We start from the raw sequence: 16,361 nt of genomic DNA, 5'->3' as shown, positions 1-16,361 counted from the left end.
TCCATCTGATATCCAGTCCACATTGTTTTTTAATAATACCATAAAAACAGGACTTATAATATGTATTCCATTTGTCTTTCTTTTGTTCGCATTCCCATTTTCTCATAAAACTTTTCTGCTGAAATATTTCCTGTCCATACATTCAATGTCACTTCATAGCAGCCCAGCTGCTTTGCTTCGTTTTTTACATATTCAAACAGGCTTTCACCAATATGCTGACCTCGTGCTTCCTGATCAATACACAGATCATCAATAAAAAGAGATTTAAATGGAACCATATTGTTTGAAAAAGGCTGCTCTCGTAATTGACAAAATGCATACCCTACGCAAACATCAGCCTCATTTACTGCAACATATATTGGTGTTTCTTTATTCTTCAAAATCTCTCTCAATTCGTCTATGGTATATTTTGTTGTACCCGGAATAAAAATATCAGGTCTTATATCTGCATGAATTTGCAGCACCTGTTTTAATAACTCTAGAATTCTCGGAATGTCTTTTTCTTTTGCGTCTCTGATCATCATTTTCGCTCTCCTTTTAACAGATTGATTTATCCGCATTTTCCCTCGCCAATCACAATATTTCTATTTCCAAAATAAGGAGATACCATCAACAATGTTTTATCTGGCATCCTCTTACAAACTCAACTGCATTTTTAATATCTTCATCATCTGGATGCCCTTTTGCAATTCCACCAACCAGTTTAAATGGACCAAATGTGTCATAACCCTTGCATCCGAATTTTCCGATCACCTTAGAATGCTTCTTACTCAAAATCTGCTCTATGGATTTATAGTTCGCATTTCCACCATAAGTACAAATCAGAAATACCTTTTTGTTGTCTGGTAAGTTTTTCTCCGCAAATCCCAATAATGATTGATGAAATTTCGAAAAATAGATTCCCGATGCAAAACCAATCATATCATAGCTGCTCAGATCTGCATTTGGCTGCTTTACAGCATCAATTAAACTGAACTGACACTCGTCTGCTATGCGCTTTACTAATTTTTCTGTATTTCCATGATGCACAGATGCATATACGATTGCTTTTCTCATTTGTTTTCCTTTCTGATAAAGTAAAGCGGACATTCCAGGTCCGCTTTGCTACTTGCTCATGAACGCAGTCGCTTCGTGACCTGTGTTCAAATTATCGAAGCTCCTATGTGTATGATGTCTTTATATTATCATATATAGCTTAACTATTCTATATTCTTCGGATCAAAATAACCTGTTTTTGCAGACATTTGAGTATGCAAATCAGAAAAAGATCCCTTTGCAAAGCGAATGGCTAAAACGCCTCCACTTTACTGGGATCTTTTCATGTATACAATATCAATGTACCTTGACGGTTAATCAGATTTTCCTGTCAAGCGGATATTCCAGGTCCGCTTCGCTACTTGATTCGGTTAAATACCATATTCACCAACTATGCCATCAATATCCGGCATTGGATCATCCGACAGCTGGCAGCTGTCCTTCTGTACCTGGGATTTATTTACAATTATATATGCACTGGCAAACTTCTGAGTCACAAGCTGCAGCTGTTCATCAGTAGTATCCTCTGGCACCATGATAGTAACTGTGCTGTTCTGTAAGTTCACCCAGTCTGCTTCCATTACATCTGGATCAATCCCTTCCAGACAAATTGTTTCGATTCCTGTCAGCATTGCAAATGCTGTCATATTAAGATTCTCAACTCCGCTGCGAATGTGTATTTCCTTCAAATCTTCACATCCGATAAATGCACAACTGTCAATATTCTTCGCATTCACACAGAACTGCTCCAAACCTGTAGCTCCAAAACACTGTACCCCGATTCTGTTTACCTTTCCCTTCCACCATACGGTCTTCAAATTCTTACAGTAATTAAACAGGTAATTGTCCATCTCTCCAACCCCGTTCACAAAAATCACTGTTTTCAATCCCTTACATTCCTCAAATAAACCTTTATTCGTATTTTCCAGAGGTGCATAACAAATCACAGTTTCCAGATCATGGCAGTGGGTAAAAGCACTGTCCTCTATAGACTTCAATGTCTCCGGCAGAATCAGACAGCGCATTGGCAGCCACTCGCCTTCTTTCTGATTGGTTGCCATATCCGAATGCACATAATCTCTTGCACATTCAAAAGCATTATAAGAAATATTTTCTACCGGCACACCACCAATCGTACGCGGTATAATAACATCCACAGATGTTCCGATATACGCAGTAATCGTTCTGCTTGCTTCATCAAACTCAAACTCTTCTTCCGGTAATGCTTCATAAGGCATCTCTGTCAGGCACTCCACGGCTTCTTCCGGAACAGTTTCTTCTGCCCTTACCGGTACCGCAATTCCTGCCAGTATTGCGATTGCAATCACCACAGTCAATATCCTTTTCTTCATTCTGCTGCCCCCTTTCCACAATCAATATTATGCAATCTTTACATTATCAGAATATAGTAAAAGAATTTCATTGTCACTATCATTACAGCCAGTAAAATTATGTTTAATCCAATAATTTTCCTTTACGATATGATCTGACCCAAAAGAATAGGTACACTGAAATTTACAGGACGAAGCAAAATTGCGGAAATAAGAAGCGTTTCTCGATTTCATTTCTGATTTCGAAAAACGCTATTTAAATGGCGGGTTCTGAGGGTACCTTGCCATCATTTCTTACCGCAATCGTAATATCTTCCATCAGCGTTCCACTGTTTTGTGCCTAAACTGCATACAATGTAACATCTTTATCCTGAATCGGATATGAACTACCTGGCATATAAATTATTTGTGCGTAAGCATCTTCATTGGTGGCAGGATCCTTTGGCATCTATTTTTTTAAATTTGGTTCTAAAGAAATACGGAGAATTACCTCCAACCTATCAGGTTGTTGGTTTTGACGATTCACCGATTGCGTCAGAATACCTTATACCATTCAGCACGATACATCAGCAAATCGATGTTCTTACTAAAGAAGCCATGGATATCCTCGTCATGCAGATGAAAAACCGTAAAAAGCGTCGCCCAGCTATTATGGAGACCCCCATTCACAAAACAGTACTACCCACTCTAATTAAACGTGAGACAACCATTTTTTAGTTTTTATCCAAAAGTCCCGGAATCCACATTACTGGCATTCCGGGACTTTTAACACGACAGCTGTTGACTGCCGGAAATGGTTAATTTGCTTCGTTTTTTACATATTTAAACTATTATTTGCGAATATCTACAAGTCCATTTTTTAGTATATTTTCAGAAAACTCATACGAGGCTCCATCACCGGTTACATTAAGATACAGATTTTCCAGGTCATTTTCATTTACGATCCAGGCCATGTTCAGCTGCACGCTTTCATCTGGCTTTATAGAGGAAATGTAGTTTCCGCCATTGCCATAATTTTCAGAGACATTATAATAAACCATTTCTCCGGTCTTTGCCATGCCATCCCAGGTGATGCGGTCATAGCCATCGCCGGACTGTTCCGTTGGAACGTAAATCTGTACTCTTCCATTTTCCTTTGTCATGGTTAGCAAAGCACCAAGATAAAGCATATGGTCGATTTCCTCATCTGAATTGTTTGTATAGGTCACTGTGGCATAAACCAGTTTCTGGTTCACAGCTTCTGACTTCACAATCTCATCCAGGGAATTGATTCCATCACCAGATTTTACATAATTCAATGTATTTGCAGACAGTTTTCCATCAGCCCAATTGCTTCTGTCCATTCCTCCGGTATTTTGTCAGGCTCAAGAAGCTGAAGGTCATCTGCGATCTGGATGGAATCCACCTTTGCAGAAATGGTTTTCGTCAGATACTCACCATTTGTGTCTTCCCCAGTCGCATTCAGATCAAAGGTGTCACCGATCTGGTAAACAGGCAGCTCCTTCTCATTTACAGAAGTGATTATTTCATCATCATCATTTTCTATCTTTTCAGCTATCATGTCTTCACTCCAGGTAGGCATCCCGGCAGTTTTTACCATAGTTGTGTTTCCCGTAATCACCAGATTCTCAGCCACCTTTATGGCATCCTCTTTTGATACGTCATCTCCTATGTAGATCATAATCACACGGTATAAATCCGGGCAGACAAGGTAAATTCTCTGGTTAAAAGTTCCACTTTTGGCGATGCTATTATACTTTAGGTATACTCCCTGATATTCTCCAAATGTACGCTCCTCGCTATCAATAACATTCTGATCCTGCACAACCTGTCCCAGATCATTTTTATCCAACAGAACAGATGCAAAGCTAAACCCGCCGGTCTGTTCATGTTCCGGATACTGAAGATGATACTCGTCATTCCAGCTCATGCCTTTTGGAATGTATCTGGCAAACAGATTTACCTCTGGAACCTCATCTGGAAGCATGGTTTCCTTTGCCATGCTATCGGCATCAATTTTAACCGCTACACCATAAGCGCCCTGCTTCTCCAGAAACCAGTGATACAGATTTACACCTGCATATGCTGCTGTGGAAACTGCCAGCGTACAAGCAGCTGCTACAGCTGCGATTTTGGGAATCGTCCATGTTTTTCTTCTTTGAAGATTCATCACCTTTGTATCCTGTATCTGCTTTGCAACCTCATTTTGAATCATTTTATGGATAAAATCCGGTGTTTCGGGAATATCGCTTTTCATATCTTCTAATCTCATACCAGCACCTCCTGCAATTCCTGCCTTAATTTTCCCCTTGCCCTTGCAAGTCTCTTCTGAACAGCACCTTCCGATATTTCAAGGATCTGGGCGATTTCTCTTACGCTGAAATCTTCTATGTAATACAAAATAACGGGCAAACGCAGCTCCTCTTTTAAGGAATTTACAGCGGCATACAATTCGCTGTAATCCTTTGACTTTTCTGATTCCATTTCCAGTCTGTCCTCCAGATCTTCAAACGAAATAAACTTACTGGACTTACGTACGAGGTTGTAACATTCGTTGATCAAAATTCGGATCAACCAGGTACGGGCATATTTATCGTTTTTTAATGTGTCTATTTTGGAAAAAGCTTTTACAATTGTCTCCTGGATAGCATCTGCACAGTCCTGGTCACTGAATAAGATTGTTTTTGCAGTTGAGTATAATTGTCTTTCCGAATCCAGGATCAGATTTCCCAGTTGTTCTTTTGTCATTTAAATACCACCTCTTTTTCATGCCGGCCAGCTTTTTCTTTACATCTATTAGACGCATAGAAAACAAAAATATCCCCCAATAATTCATTTTCGCATAAATAATTATGATAAGCTGACTATGCAAATGCTAAACTAACAGTCCAAAAAAAACTAAACTAATTGTACTCTTGATACCTTCCTTATTTGCAAATTTGCAGTAAAATATAGATATAAAGAAAAAGGGAGGTACCAAAGATGAAATTATCACTTTCTGCAAATATAAGCAAGTTGCGAAAAGAACACGCTATGACACAGGAGCAGTTAGCGGAAGCTTTAGGTGTTACCTTTGCATCTGTCTCAAAATGGGAACGGGGTGTGGCGACGCCGGAATTAAACCTGATTGCGGAGATGGCAGATCTGTTTGAGGTGTCTATCGATGCGCTTATCGGATACCAGTTTAGAAACAATAACAGAGAAACTGTAATTACAAGGCTGAAGCAGTATTCTCACGACAGAGATACTGAGGATGTTTTTTCTGATGTTGAAAAGGCATTACAGTGTTATCCGAATTGTTTTGATGTTGTTTATTACAGTGCCAGAATCTACCGTTTAAGAGGACTGACGCAAAAGAATGCTGCTTATTCAAAGAAGGCGCTTTCCCTTTGTGAACGTGCATGTATACTGATCGGACAAAACAAAGATTCAGAGATAAGTGATGTTTCTGTTCGCAGGGAAATGGCTGAAATCCATTTTGCGCTTGGGGAATATGACAAAGGAATTGCATTATTGAAAGAGAACAATCCATGTCGGCTGAACCACTCTTCGATTGGAATGGTGCTTGCGTCCTCTTGCAATGATCCGGAGGGAGCACTTCCCTTTTTATCGAGGGCATTATTAGATTTAACTGTGACGCACTTTGAAATTGTGGTGGGATATATGAATGTTTTCTGTAAGACAAAAGATTATGCAAATGCTCTAGCTCTTGTGGATTGGGCTCTTGCCTTTTATCCCGGGCTAAAAGATCCCGAAAAACAGGGATATATGGACAAAAGCGAAGCATTTCTTTGGGCACTGCGAGCGGATGTTCTGCTGTCGCTGTGTAAAAAAGAAGAAGCAATCAACAGCCTTCGGCGAGCAAAGGATGTTGCATTGCACTTCGACGAATCACCAAATTACGATGTTTCAAGTATCCGATTTGTTTTCTGTAAGACTCCTGCAAGCGCTTTTGATGATTTTGGTGATACTGCCATGATTGGGGTTGATGAATTTATCAAAAGCCAGGAAAAAAGCGAGCTGAGCAATTTATGGAAGTGTGTCAGGGATGAATAACAATTACAAAGCCAAATGAAAAACTATACTGTGCAGTTTTATAAAAAGGGGGGCATGCTTTACGATTTTGCAATATACAACACACCTAATGTGCCAGGTCCACAATGACTTGATATAACACCACCTGCCCTGGTTTCCAATATCTCATCAAAAACGCCAAGCTCTTCCAGATAAGCCCGCACTTTCTCTACAGTTTCCTGTTTACAGCCAGAATGTGTTATGAATACACGTTCTGGTCTCGCATTTTTTAAATCTTTTTCCATATCTTTAACATAGTCCATGATAACAGAATTAATTTTCCCCCGGTATTTCTTAGAAGCATTCATGGCGCCATTTTCTACTACAATCCTGGGATGCAGTTTTAAAATACCTCCGGCCATAGCCGCTACTGCATTGCAGCGTCCACCGCGGTATAAATAGGTGAGGGTATCAACCACAAAGCTTGCTCGCACATTTGGCTTTAGCCTCTCTATCTCAGAAACAATCTGGGAAGCTGTCCGGTTATTCTTTGCCATAATTGCAGCCTCTATTACAAGAAGACCGATACCTGTAGAAAGATTTGCAGAATCGATTACCTTTATCCTGTCAGAAGCCCCCAGCTCTTCAGCAGCAAGGCGCATCACATTTCCAGAGGTGGACATACCTGCTGAAATAGAAAAGCAGACAATTTCTCTTCCAGCCTCTGCATATGGGCGGAAAAGTTCCATGGCATCTGCCAGGGCAGGAGCAGAAGTTTTAGGCGTTGTCTTATTTGCGTCAGACCAGGTATAAATCTGATCCGGGGTAATGTTTTTTCCATCCCCATATTCTTTATCACCCAGAAGAATATGAAGCGGAAGAATGTCAATCTCGTATTTTCTCAATAATTCCTGCGAAAGGTCGCAGGTACTGTCTGAAATAATTTTTACCATATTTGTTTCTCCTCTGCCAACTCATTTTCTATCAGATTCCCGGCCTGCAAGAGCCAGAAATTTTTTATCAGACTGTATTCCCTGTGTCAGAAACCTTCCATCTCTGAATAGCGCATACGTTGTCACCGGTGCCGGAACGTTCTGTGCAGCTTCTCTGCTTGTAACATGAATTACCTTTAAAGAAATATTGTGTTCTTTTGCCACTTCCACTACACGAGGCACCCAGTAACAGGTAAAAGGACATTGATCTGTATAATAGAGAACAAATCCTTCCTCTTCTACTTTCGGGTGTCTTGCACATTCTTTGAATTTTGACGGCTCAGTATCTGTGTCAAATGGTAAATACATAAGATTGATTCCGCAGTCCGAAATATCTGCAACAGAAAATCCCTTAAATTTTAAATATTTCGGGTCTGCCAGAAATTCTTTTTTTCGTCCTTCTGAAGACAGAATACAGACTCCCTTTTTCTCTTGTTCTTTTGCATCACGAATGCATTCATTCAGCAAATCATTGGAATAGCCGTGTCCTTTCATGGAACCGGAAACCCATAAGCAGTTAATGTATATATATCCGTCTGCATCAATGGGCACCCAGGCATTCTCAGCAGGAATATATTCAATAAAACACTTTCCGCGCTCTGCACTCCGATAAAAAACCAATCCTTCTTCAAAACGCTGTTTTAACCACTCTTTTTTTACGATACTGTTTTTTCCTGACATAGCACAGCAGATATGTTCCTTGTCAATGTTTTCTTTTGTAATTCTAATATAATGCATAATATCACCTTTCCCAGATATCATGATTGCTTAAATAACCTTGATCTAACACGCTTTCATAGCTTCCAGAGCCAGTTCATGACTCTCTGGCGTTACTCCTGCGCAACAGAGCGAGTCTACAATGATTGGCACTTCCGGCAAAAATGGCTTCCAAAGGTAGTTTTATCAATGGGACCAGATTCCAGAAGCTCTGCAATCTCCTCCCTGATTTCCCAACCATAGGTACCGCGGATGCAATGCTCTACAGGAAGCCATATGAAATACGGCATGTTTTCAAAAAAGCCTATTTAAGCTAACTATATCACGTTATTGAGATTTCGTATACTGCAATAGGCTGATTTCAGCGTATATATTTTTGAAATTTTATATTTTCTATTGCATAAATAAGCCATTCAGTCAGAATTGCATCCAACCAAATGGCTACTTATATCAGTTTTCTCCTACCAGTTTTTTTGATATAACCCAATAAAACATAGCACAAAATACCAGAGCAAACACAACACCAAATACATTCTGAATCACCCTGAGACTGACTGCACCCTTTAATCCATAACTCTCTGCAGCGATAGCCAAAGCGCCAAATGTATTAAATACAGCCTGCCAGCCATATTTTGCGGAAAATCCTACACCGATTCCACCAAGGATTCCTATATATGCATAGATGGATGACGGAAGCAGGAAATACAATGCTGTAAAACAAAGAACTCCTGCAATATTTCCCACAATTCTTTTCTTCACTCTGTACTGCATGTCTTCCATAAACGGTAAGATCGCTGACATAGCTGCAATACCTGCCCACATTGCACGTGGCATTTTAAAAAGCTCTGCAATACAAAGTACAGCCGGTACACACAGGATCTGGCATAACTGCCATTTTGTCCTGGAAGAAGAGAGATCAAATTCCTGCAGTACATCCTGTATCTTTCTTTTATAAACCCGGTTTCTGTGATTCCGATAAAATACCAGACAGGTAAGTACAGCTCCTGCTGCCATTCCCACCAGTCTCATCTCATAGCTTTTCCCTGTTACGTCATATCCATACAGCAACAGATATCCAAGAACGAGTGTGGACTGATTAAACATAAATGGATTATGACAGCCGAACAGAATCAGCACTGCCAATGCAGCAATATTTAACAGCATTCCCGGTACCGGGGAAAGCTGATTTGCCAGATGTGGACACACAGTCATAACTGCGAAAAACAAAGCCAGAAGTATGGTAGACTGTCCGGTATGGATTCCGAGATCGGCATTTCGAAATACCATAAGACATAATAAGACAACGACACCTACAATACTGTTCTCATTTCCAAGCAGAATGCTGAAAATAGTAACAAATAAAAAACAAAACGCCATTGTGACCGCTACCTTCGCCATATATACAAACAGATGATAGATTTTTTCTTTTGCGGTCTCACTTTTTTTCAGCAGGTCTTTTGAACCTGCCTGATTCAACTGAAGTTCCTGATAAAATGTCATATAGCACCTCCCGTTTTTATGCAAATAGGCATTTTATCACAAACAGGAAGGTAATTCAAGAATGATTTTTAAGGAAATAATTACCTGGCCAGACTATTGCTTTCAATTCTGATCATACGATATCCGATTCCAATATGCGTCTGGATATATTGCACACCATTTTTTTCTGGTTCCAGTTTTTTTCGAAGTGTTGCCATAAAAACGCGGAGGGAAGCAATATCATTTTCAGAACACTGTCCCCAGATCTGCTGGGTAATAAATGTATGTGTCAATACTTTTCCCACATTACGGGATAAAAGGCAGAGCAGCTTATACTCAATAGGAGTCAGATGTAATTCTTCACCCTTCAGATATGCACAGCCAGCCGAATAATCGATCTCTAATTCACCATTTTTAAAAACAGAGGTTTCCTGCTGTTCTCCGGTCTGCGTTATTGCAAGTCTCCTTTGCGTAACACGAATACGCGCAAGCAATTCCTCCACGGAAAACGGTTTTGTAATATAATCATCTGCACCAGCGTCCAGTGCTTCAATTTTATCTGTATCCTCACTTCTGGCACTGATCACAATAATCGGCATGTTCGACCAGGTACGGATTTTCTTTATTACCTCTACCCCTTCCATATCTGGAAGCCCGAGATCAAGAAGAACAATATCCGGATGATGAGAGGAAGCTTCCAGAATGGCCGAAGAACCATTCTCTGCTGCCAGATATTTATAGTCATGTGTTTTTAGCGTCGTAATGATCAGATTTCTTATAGGTCTGTCATCCTCAACCACCAGAATTAATGTTTTATTCATTCAATGTCACCTCACTTAAAGGTAAAGTAAAAGTAAAATTACATCCATGGGGATCATGGTCCGTCAGAATCAGGGTTCCGTCATGGGATTCTATAATAGAGTGACAAAGCGCCAGCCCCAGTCCCAGACTTCGGTGACTATCCGCAACTGTTGTTTTGCCGGTATAAAACATCTGGAAAATATGCGGCTTCATTTCTTCCGGAATCCCAGGTCCATTATCCTCCACGCTTATCTGCGCTTTTCCATCTGTTTTAGTTCCCCGGATGCTGATTACAGTACCTGGCGGCGTATATTTTATGGCATTGTCAATTAAATTTACCAGAACCTGTATAATAAGGCGGACATCCATACGTGCAAGAACAAGTTCTTCACAGTCAGTTACGATTTTATAATCGTCATGCTTCCGGCTGATATGCCGCAGAGCCTCTGCGATCACCTCATCAAGCAGCTGATCTGTAAATTTGAATTTCAGTCTTCCATCATTTAGCCTGGTAATGGAAAGCAGATTCTCCACAACTCCGATCAGCCATTCAGAATCATCATAAATGTCCGTATAGATCTGATGCTTTGTAGCTTCATCCAGCCGTTCACTGTTGCTAAGAAGCATGTCTGCATTGCCTGAAATGGAGCAAAGGGGAGTTCGAAGATCATGGGAAATTGCCCGAAGAAGATCTGCCCGCAACTGTTCGTTTTTTGCTATCACTGCATTTTTCTCTTTTTCCATGGCATTTTGTGCGTTTTCCATTGCAAGTGCACATTCATTTATCACGGACAGCAGGATACTGTATTCAAAAGAGTCCAGTGTTTCTTTCTGCAGCGGTATTCCTATTACTCCATAAACATTGTTCCCGCTCCGGATTGCCAGATATAAGCATTTGGCCTGTGGAAAATGATGTGTGGATGCACCGGCACGCTGTCTGTTTTCATAGGCCCATCTGGCTATCTTCAGTTCTTCAGGTGTTAAAAAATCTTCCGCGTCCTCTTTTTCCTCTCCAGAGAAAAGCTTCCCTTCTGATAATGCTCCATTTTCTACTACATATGCTGTAATATTACGATTCAGCAGGCGAAGGAGCTGTGTACAGGTAACATCAAGAATCTCTATCTCTCCTTTTGCTTTCTGCAGCAAACGGTCTGTATCAAACAAAATCTGTGTACGAAAAGCAAGCTGTGCAGAAAGCTTTGCATGTGTTTTCAGCTTTGCCGCAAGTGCCCCTGTAAGTACGGATGAAATTAGCATTATGAGAAAGGTCACCGGATAACCCACTGCATAGGTCTGAAAAGACATCCTTGGTTCTGTCAGAAAAAAGCAAAATAAAAAGACACTTAAGAAAGAACCGGCTACACTGCATAGATAACCATCTGTCACAATGGAAGTAAGCAAAACCCCCAGAATGTATATGGTTACAATATTCGTGTCCGTGAAATCCAGCTTCTGAAACAGCAGACCAATCAAAGTACATACTGCAAATATAAAAACTGTCAGAAAATAATCCTTTGCAGACGGTTTTTCCATATACCATGTAAATGACCGTTTCTGGTAGTTTCCTGTTTTGACCGTATCCGGAATAATATGGATATCAATATCTGGTACAATTTCAATCAGTTTTTCTGTCAGAGTCACTTTACTGAAAAAATGATTTCGTCGGGCATTACTTTGTCCAATCACAATTTTAGTAACATTTGATAGTCTGGCATACTCTGCGATCTGTACCGGTATGTTTTCCCCATGAGTCATTACGATTTCTGCTCCCAGATTTTCTGCATACCGAATATGTTCTTCCAGTTTTTCTTTATCTAAGTCTTCTGATTTTGTGCCAGTGCGAACGTACAAGGCTGTAAAACGTGCCTGCAACGCATTCGCCATTTTTGCCGCTGTATCTATTATTTTTTTATTGGAGGGTGCTGCTGACAGACAAACAAGGATATGTTCATCTGTTTTTTTATTATCCTCTTCAATTCCCAGACTCATCCTGCCAGTCCCCTTTTTCTGCCTTTTTGCAATTATATCATGCGACTGTATTATGGTCAAAATTCTTTTTTTCAGACCCGGACTGTCCATCAAAAATTATAATTTCAGCTTCCTTATATTCAATTTTACACTCATGAATCTCTCTTAACAATTCTTCATCTGAAAGAGTATTCAAAAACAATGTCTTCGATGACTGCTGTTTTTCTTCCATATTTTCCTGAATTTCGCCCCAAAACTGATCTGCTTTATTTGCAATATAAAATCCAAGTCCAAACATACAAAATACAGTAACTGCCAATATTCCTTCTGCCATTGTCTTCACCTCTATAGCAGCCTCTCCATAACAAATGACTATATCTGAAACATTTCTGAAGGGCTCTGTATTCTCCTAACACCAGTAATTTATGATTCTCTTCAAAATACGTATCCGGTGAAATTGCAATACCAAATTCTCCTTCATTTTTTACTGCCAGAATATTAATATTGTAGCGTTTTCTGATATCCAGTTCTCCTACTGTTTTTCCAACCCATTCTTCCGGCACTTCCACTTCAAAAATCGCATGGGATGCATCCACCTCCATATAGTCGAGGATGTGATCATCTGTGTAACGGATCGAGGCCCACTTTGCAACCTGCTTTTCCGGGTAAACCACTTTATCCGCACCATTGCGCAAAAGGAATTTTTCCTGAACATCACGCTCAGCCCTGGATATCACCAGTTTCGCTCCCAGTTCTTTCAGAAGGGAAGTTGTTTCAAGAGAATTCTGAAAGCTTCCTCCAATGGTTACAAAACAGATATCGTAATTTCCTATTCCAAGGGAACGTAAAAATTCAGCATTGGTACTGTCACCAATCTGCGCATTGGTCACAAATGGTAATGCTTTATCTACTCTCTCCTCATTCCAGTCAACTGCCATAATTTCATGTCCCAGCTGATTCAGCTGCTTAGCAATATGTCTTCCAAATCTTCCAAGTCCAATAAGCAATACATTTTTCATAATTATATTTTCTCCTTCTTATCCAACTGTTATTTTCTCCAGAGGCAGTTTTGCATTTCCCCTGTTTCTTCTTGAAAGCACCGCATAAATCAGAGTCAGACCACCTACACGCCCCAGATACATCAGTATAATCAGCACAATTTGCGAAAACATATGAAGCTCGGTGTAATTCCCAGTGTGAGTCCTACTGTTCCCACAGCTGAAGCAGCTTCATACAGGCAGTCTAAAAGAGGAAGCTCTTCATATACACTGATTGCAAGTCCGCCGCAAAAAAATAACGTAAAATAAAGTATGGCTATTGTCGCCGCATTTTTTATCACATGATATTCCAGCCTCCTGCCAAAAGCCCCTGCATTTTCCTGGCTTCGGAATGTGGCAATTGCATTTAACAAAAGAACTGTAAACGTTGTGGTTTTCATTCCACCAGCTGTAGAACCAGGTGAACCGCCAATCAGCATTAACAATATCATAACAGCTTTTGAGGCTTCACTCATCTTTGAAATGTCAATCGTGTTAAATCCGGCAGTTCTTGTAGTTACCGATTGGAACGCCGCAGCTAATAAGCGATTCCCTGCAGATAGATTTTTCAAATCACAGATGAAGAAAAAAATGATCGGAATTAAAATCAGGCATGCGGTAGTCACAAGGATAATCTTGCTTTGCATGCGATAACGTTTAAACTTCATTTTGTTGGTATAAATATCGTCCCAGGTGAGAAAACCGATTCCCCCTATGATGATCAGAAGCATAATCACTACATTTACAAGAACATTTGCAGAATACCCGGTCAGAGAGGGAAAAGGATTTGCAGATGTCCCCAGAATATCAAATCCTGCATTACAAAAAGCGGAAATAGAATGAAAGAAAGACAGCCAGATTCCCTTTCCTTTGTAATCCCATAAAAAAACCGGTAGCAATAACAATGCCCCTGCAGCTTCAATCAAAAATGTCCCCTTTAAAATAAACCTTGTCAATCTGACGATTCCGCCAACCTTAGGCGCGGAAATCGCATCCTGCATGGTACTTCTCTGCATAAGGGATATTTTTTTACCGGAAAGAAGGGAAACAGATGCAGCCACCGTTACCACTCCCAGACCGCCTATTTGTATGAGTATAAGAATAATCGTCTGTCCTGCCAGAGACCAGTAGCTTCCGGTATCCTTTACTACAAGCCCGGTTACACATACCGCCGAAGTGGCTGTAAAAAGAGCCTCATGAAACGGAGTTGGTATTCTATCTACAGATGAAAATGGAAGCATTAAAAGAATGCTTCCCAAAAGGATCACTCCTGCAAATCCCAGAATTATTAGCTGAAAAGATGTCAGATGTTTTTTCTTATATGATTTTTCCGGCATAAATGATCAAAACTCCTTACGAATGATTACTTTTTTGTTGCACCCATTATATATAATTGCCTTTAAAGATGGTATAAGAGTATCTGATTCTGTATTAAGATTGTATAAAGATGTGTTTCCGCCATATTCAGCCTGAATTCGGTTGCCGTAGCAAAAAAATAAGCCATTCAGTCAGAAACATATCCAACCAAATGGCTTTTATTCTTATCTTCTATCCAGTATTTTATCAAATCGCCTGAAGAAAGTTGAAGTTGTAATGATTGCTGCCAGTATATCGCTGATTGGTTCAGCCAGAAAAACGGCAAATACCTTATTCTGAATGAAAAGCGGCAGAATAAAGATCAGCGGAATCAACAGGATCAGTTTTCTTAAGCATGCAAGCAGCAGACTGACTTTCGCCTGTCCCAGTGCCATAAAGCTCTGCTGACAGGAAACCTGGAATCCCAGTGAAAAAATACCAGCCATATAGATTCTCAGTGCCCATGCGGTATAGGTGATCAGATCCGTATCATTGGAGAAAATACCTGCAAAGAGCCTGGGAAACAGAAGCATGATCAGCCAGAAGCAGCCGGTAAAAACTGTGCAGACTGTAAACTGCGTAAAAAATGCTTTTTTAACACGCTCTTTATTGCCGGCACCGAAATTATAACTCATGATCGGCTGTCCGCCCTGGCATATTCCCTGCAGCGGCAAAGTTGCAAGCTGGCTGACACTTGTGATAATAGTCATGGCTCCAACCGCAAGATCTCCGCCATATCTTGAAAGGCTGGAGGTGAAACTGATGGACAGAATACTTTCTGTAGACAACATGACAAAAGTGGATATTCCAAGCCCCAGGCATGGTAAGATAATATTTTTTTGTAATTTGAAATTCTCTTTCCTAAGATGGAGAATGGTCTTTTTTCCTGACAGAAAACGAAGAATCCAGATGGCACCAACAGCCTGGCTCAAAACAGTAGCAATTGCAGCACCGCTTACGCCCAGGTCAAATACAAAAATAAAAACAGGATCCAGAATAATGTTGATCACCGCACCGATCACAGTGGTCATCATACTGATCTTTGCAAATCCCTGTGTGGTGATAAAGGGATTCATTCCCATTACGATCAGGACAAAAATGCTTCCCAGTATATAGATTCTTGCGTATGACACTCCATAAGGAAGGGTCTTATCACTGGCACCAAATATTGTCAGAAGCTGTGGAGCAAAAGCGAAAAAAATCACCGTAAGAGCCACAGCCATAAGAATAAGAAGCGAGAAACAGTTTCCAAGAATCTTTTCCGCTGTCGCATTGTCCTTTTTCCCCATGGAAATTGCGGCTCGGGGAGCACCTCCTGAACCTGCGAGCATGGCAAAGGCATTGATCAGCATAAGAATTGGCGTAAATAACCCCACACCGGTTAGTGCTGCCGCACCAACACCGGGAATATGTCCAATATAAATACGGTCTACAATGTTGTACAAAAGGTTGATGATCTGTGCCACAACGGCAGGAATTGCAAGCTGCGCCAAAAGACGTGGGATTTTTTCCGTTTCCATTGCCTGTGTATTAGATTTACTACTCATATCTGTTTTCTCCTGACAAATTTTTTGACATAAACCAATAAAATATAAACGAATTATGTCTTCTGATTTTAACTCATATATTTG

General features: G+C 40.4%; 15 protein-coding genes and 2 pseudogenes. 2 read left to right on the top strand and 15 right to left on the bottom strand.

The window, feature by feature from the left end; translation table 11 throughout:
• Positions 1-53: 53 nt before the first annotated feature.
• The 3 genes from DW904_RS03550 to DW904_RS03540 all read right to left on the bottom strand — a co-directional run bounded on the left by DW904_RS03550 (position 54) and on the right by DW904_RS03540 (position 2,387).
• Positions 54-524 (bottom strand): GNAT family N-acetyltransferase, encoded by a 471-nt coding sequence (locus DW904_RS03550; RefSeq protein ID WP_118578090.1) that lies wholly within the window; start codon positions 522-524, stop codon positions 54-56.
• An 85-nt stretch (positions 525-609) separates the two neighbouring features.
• Complete coding sequence (locus DW904_RS03545; RefSeq protein ID WP_118578117.1) at positions 610-1,056, bottom strand: flavodoxin family protein; 447 nt, start codon at positions 1,054-1,056, stop codon at positions 610-612.
• Positions 1,057-1,406: 350 nt separating this feature from the next.
• Entirely contained in the window at positions 1,407-2,387 is a 981-nt protein-coding gene (locus tag DW904_RS03540; RefSeq protein ID WP_118578089.1) for a leucine-rich repeat domain-containing protein, read from the bottom strand.
• A gap of 420 nt (positions 2,388-2,807) precedes the next feature.
• Here DW904_RS03540 and DW904_RS03535 point away from each other — a divergent pair, with 420 nt between their 5' ends.
• The gene (locus tag DW904_RS03535; protein ID WP_173735591.1) at positions 2,808-3,083 is read left to right on the top strand and encodes a substrate-binding domain-containing protein; all 276 of its coding nucleotides are present in this window, start codon (positions 2,808-2,810) and stop codon (positions 3,081-3,083) included.
• Positions 3,084-3,196: 113 nt separating this feature from the next.
• On the opposite strand, the gene DW904_RS23520 is transcribed toward DW904_RS03535, so the two are convergent.
• From DW904_RS23520 to DW904_RS03525, 3 genes are read right to left on the bottom strand one after another with little or no spacing between them, the layout of a single operon-like run.
• Positions 3,197-3,709, bottom strand: a complete 513-nt coding sequence (locus DW904_RS23520; RefSeq protein WP_243110283.1) for a hypothetical protein — start codon at positions 3,707-3,709, stop codon at positions 3,197-3,199.
• Positions 3,661-4,638 carry a DUF4367 domain-containing protein gene (locus DW904_RS03530; RefSeq protein WP_243110282.1) on the bottom strand — a complete coding sequence of 326 codons (978 nt, stop codon included), beginning with the start codon at positions 4,636-4,638 and terminating at the stop codon, positions 3,661-3,663. Before DW904_RS03530 ends, DW904_RS23520 begins: the two co-directional genes overlap by 49 nt.
• On the bottom strand, positions 4,635-5,114 hold the full coding sequence (locus DW904_RS03525; protein ID WP_118578087.1) for a sigma-70 family RNA polymerase sigma factor: 480 nt from the start codon (positions 5,112-5,114) through the stop codon (positions 4,635-4,637). The genes DW904_RS03530 and DW904_RS03525 overlap by 4 nt, the downstream gene beginning before the upstream one ends.
• Before the next feature lie 234 nt (positions 5,115-5,348).
• On the opposite strand from DW904_RS03525, the gene DW904_RS03520 reads away from it, so the two are divergent.
• On the top strand, positions 5,349-6,422 hold the full coding sequence (locus tag DW904_RS03520) for a helix-turn-helix transcriptional regulator (RefSeq protein WP_118578086.1): 1,074 nt from the start codon (positions 5,349-5,351) through the stop codon (positions 6,420-6,422).
• Positions 6,423-6,481: 59 nt separating this feature from the next.
• On the opposite strand, the gene DW904_RS03515 is transcribed toward DW904_RS03520, so the two are convergent.
• The 9 genes and pseudogenes from DW904_RS03515 to DW904_RS03470 form a co-directional block, all read right to left on the bottom strand.
• Entirely contained in the window at positions 6,482-7,333 is an 852-nt protein-coding gene (locus tag DW904_RS03515) for a DegV family protein (RefSeq protein ID WP_118578085.1), read from the bottom strand.
• Between the two features lie 21 nt (positions 7,334-7,354).
• Positions 7,355-8,110: a YoaP domain-containing protein gene (locus DW904_RS03510; protein WP_118578084.1), complete on the bottom strand. Its 756-nt coding sequence runs from the start codon at positions 8,108-8,110 to the stop codon at positions 7,355-7,357.
• A gap of 429 nt (positions 8,111-8,539) precedes the next feature.
• Positions 8,540-9,589: an FUSC family protein gene (locus DW904_RS03500; protein WP_118578083.1), complete on the bottom strand. Its 1,050-nt coding sequence runs from the start codon at positions 9,587-9,589 to the stop codon at positions 8,540-8,542.
• 80 nt (positions 9,590-9,669) lie between these two features.
• A complete protein-coding gene (locus tag DW904_RS03495) occupies positions 9,670-10,389 on the bottom strand; it encodes a response regulator transcription factor (RefSeq protein WP_118578082.1) in 720 nt (239 codons plus the stop codon).
• Entirely contained in the window at positions 10,382-12,358 is a 1,977-nt protein-coding gene (locus DW904_RS03490) for an ATP-binding protein (RefSeq protein WP_118578081.1), read from the bottom strand. Before DW904_RS03490 ends, DW904_RS03495 begins: the two co-directional genes overlap by 8 nt.
• Positions 12,359-12,395: 37 nt before the next feature.
• Entirely contained in the window at positions 12,396-12,671 is a 276-nt protein-coding gene (locus DW904_RS03485; protein ID WP_147422287.1) for a hypothetical protein, read from the bottom strand.
• 43 nt (positions 12,672-12,714) lie between these two features.
• Positions 12,715-13,356 (bottom strand): annotated as a pseudogene (locus DW904_RS03480) (TrkA family potassium uptake protein); the annotation flags it as partial.
• Positions 13,357-13,374: 18 nt separating this feature from the next.
• Positions 13,375-14,711, bottom strand: a pseudogene (locus DW904_RS03475) (potassium transporter TrkG).
• 204 nt (positions 14,712-14,915) lie between these two features.
• Positions 14,916-16,277, bottom strand: coding sequence for an MATE family efflux transporter (locus DW904_RS03470; protein ID WP_118578079.1), 1,362 nt, complete (start codon positions 16,275-16,277; stop codon positions 14,916-14,918).
• Positions 16,278-16,361: the final 84 nt, after the last annotated feature.

It is taken from the genome of Ruminococcus sp. AM42-11, from assembly GCF_003480145.1.
GTDB classification, from domain to species: Bacteria; Bacillota; Clostridia; order Lachnospirales; family Lachnospiraceae; genus Blautia_A; species Blautia_A faecis.
This window is presented reverse-complemented; position numbering and strand designations above follow the sequence as displayed.

Coding starts and splice junctions, on each gene's coding strand:
- DW904_RS03550 (WP_118578090.1), bottom strand. CDS start 524: ATGATGATCAGAGACGCAAAAGAAAAAGACATTCCGAGAATTCTAGAG.
- DW904_RS23520 (WP_243110283.1), bottom strand. CDS start 3,709: ATGGACAGAAGCAATTGGGCTGATGGAAAACTGTCTGCAAATACATTG.
- DW904_RS03545 (WP_118578117.1), bottom strand. CDS start 1,056: ATGAGAAAAGCAATCGTATATGCATCTGTGCATCATGGAAATACAGAA.
- DW904_RS03520 (WP_118578086.1), top strand. CDS start 5,349: ATGAAATTATCACTTTCTGCAAATATAAGCAAGTTGCGAAAAGAACAC.
- DW904_RS03485 (WP_147422287.1), bottom strand. CDS start 12,671: ATGGCAGAAGGAATATTGGCAGTTACTGTATTTTGTATGTTTGGACTT.
- DW904_RS03495 (WP_118578082.1), bottom strand. CDS start 10,389: ATGAATAAAACATTAATTCTGGTGGTTGAGGATGACAGACCTATAAGA.
- DW904_RS03540 (WP_118578089.1), bottom strand. CDS start 2,387: ATGAAGAAAAGGATATTGACTGTGGTGATTGCAATCGCAATACTGGCA.
- DW904_RS03525 (WP_118578087.1), bottom strand. CDS start 5,114: ATGACAAAAGAACAACTGGGAAATCTGATCCTGGATTCGGAAAGACAA.
- DW904_RS03515 (WP_118578085.1), bottom strand. CDS start 7,333: ATGGTAAAAATTATTTCAGACAGTACCTGCGACCTTTCGCAGGAATTA.
- DW904_RS03490 (WP_118578081.1), bottom strand. CDS start 12,358: ATGAGTCTGGGAATTGAAGAGGATAATAAAAAAACAGATGAACATATC.
- DW904_RS03530 (WP_243110282.1), bottom strand. CDS start 4,638: ATGAGATTAGAAGATATGAAAAGCGATATTCCCGAAACACCGGATTTT.
- DW904_RS03500 (WP_118578083.1), bottom strand. CDS start 9,589: ATGACATTTTATCAGGAACTTCAGTTGAATCAGGCAGGTTCAAAAGAC.
- DW904_RS03510 (WP_118578084.1), bottom strand. CDS start 8,110: ATGCATTATATTAGAATTACAAAAGAAAACATTGACAAGGAACATATC.
- DW904_RS03470 (WP_118578079.1), bottom strand. CDS start 16,277: ATGAGTAGTAAATCTAATACACAGGCAATGGAAACGGAAAAAATCCCA.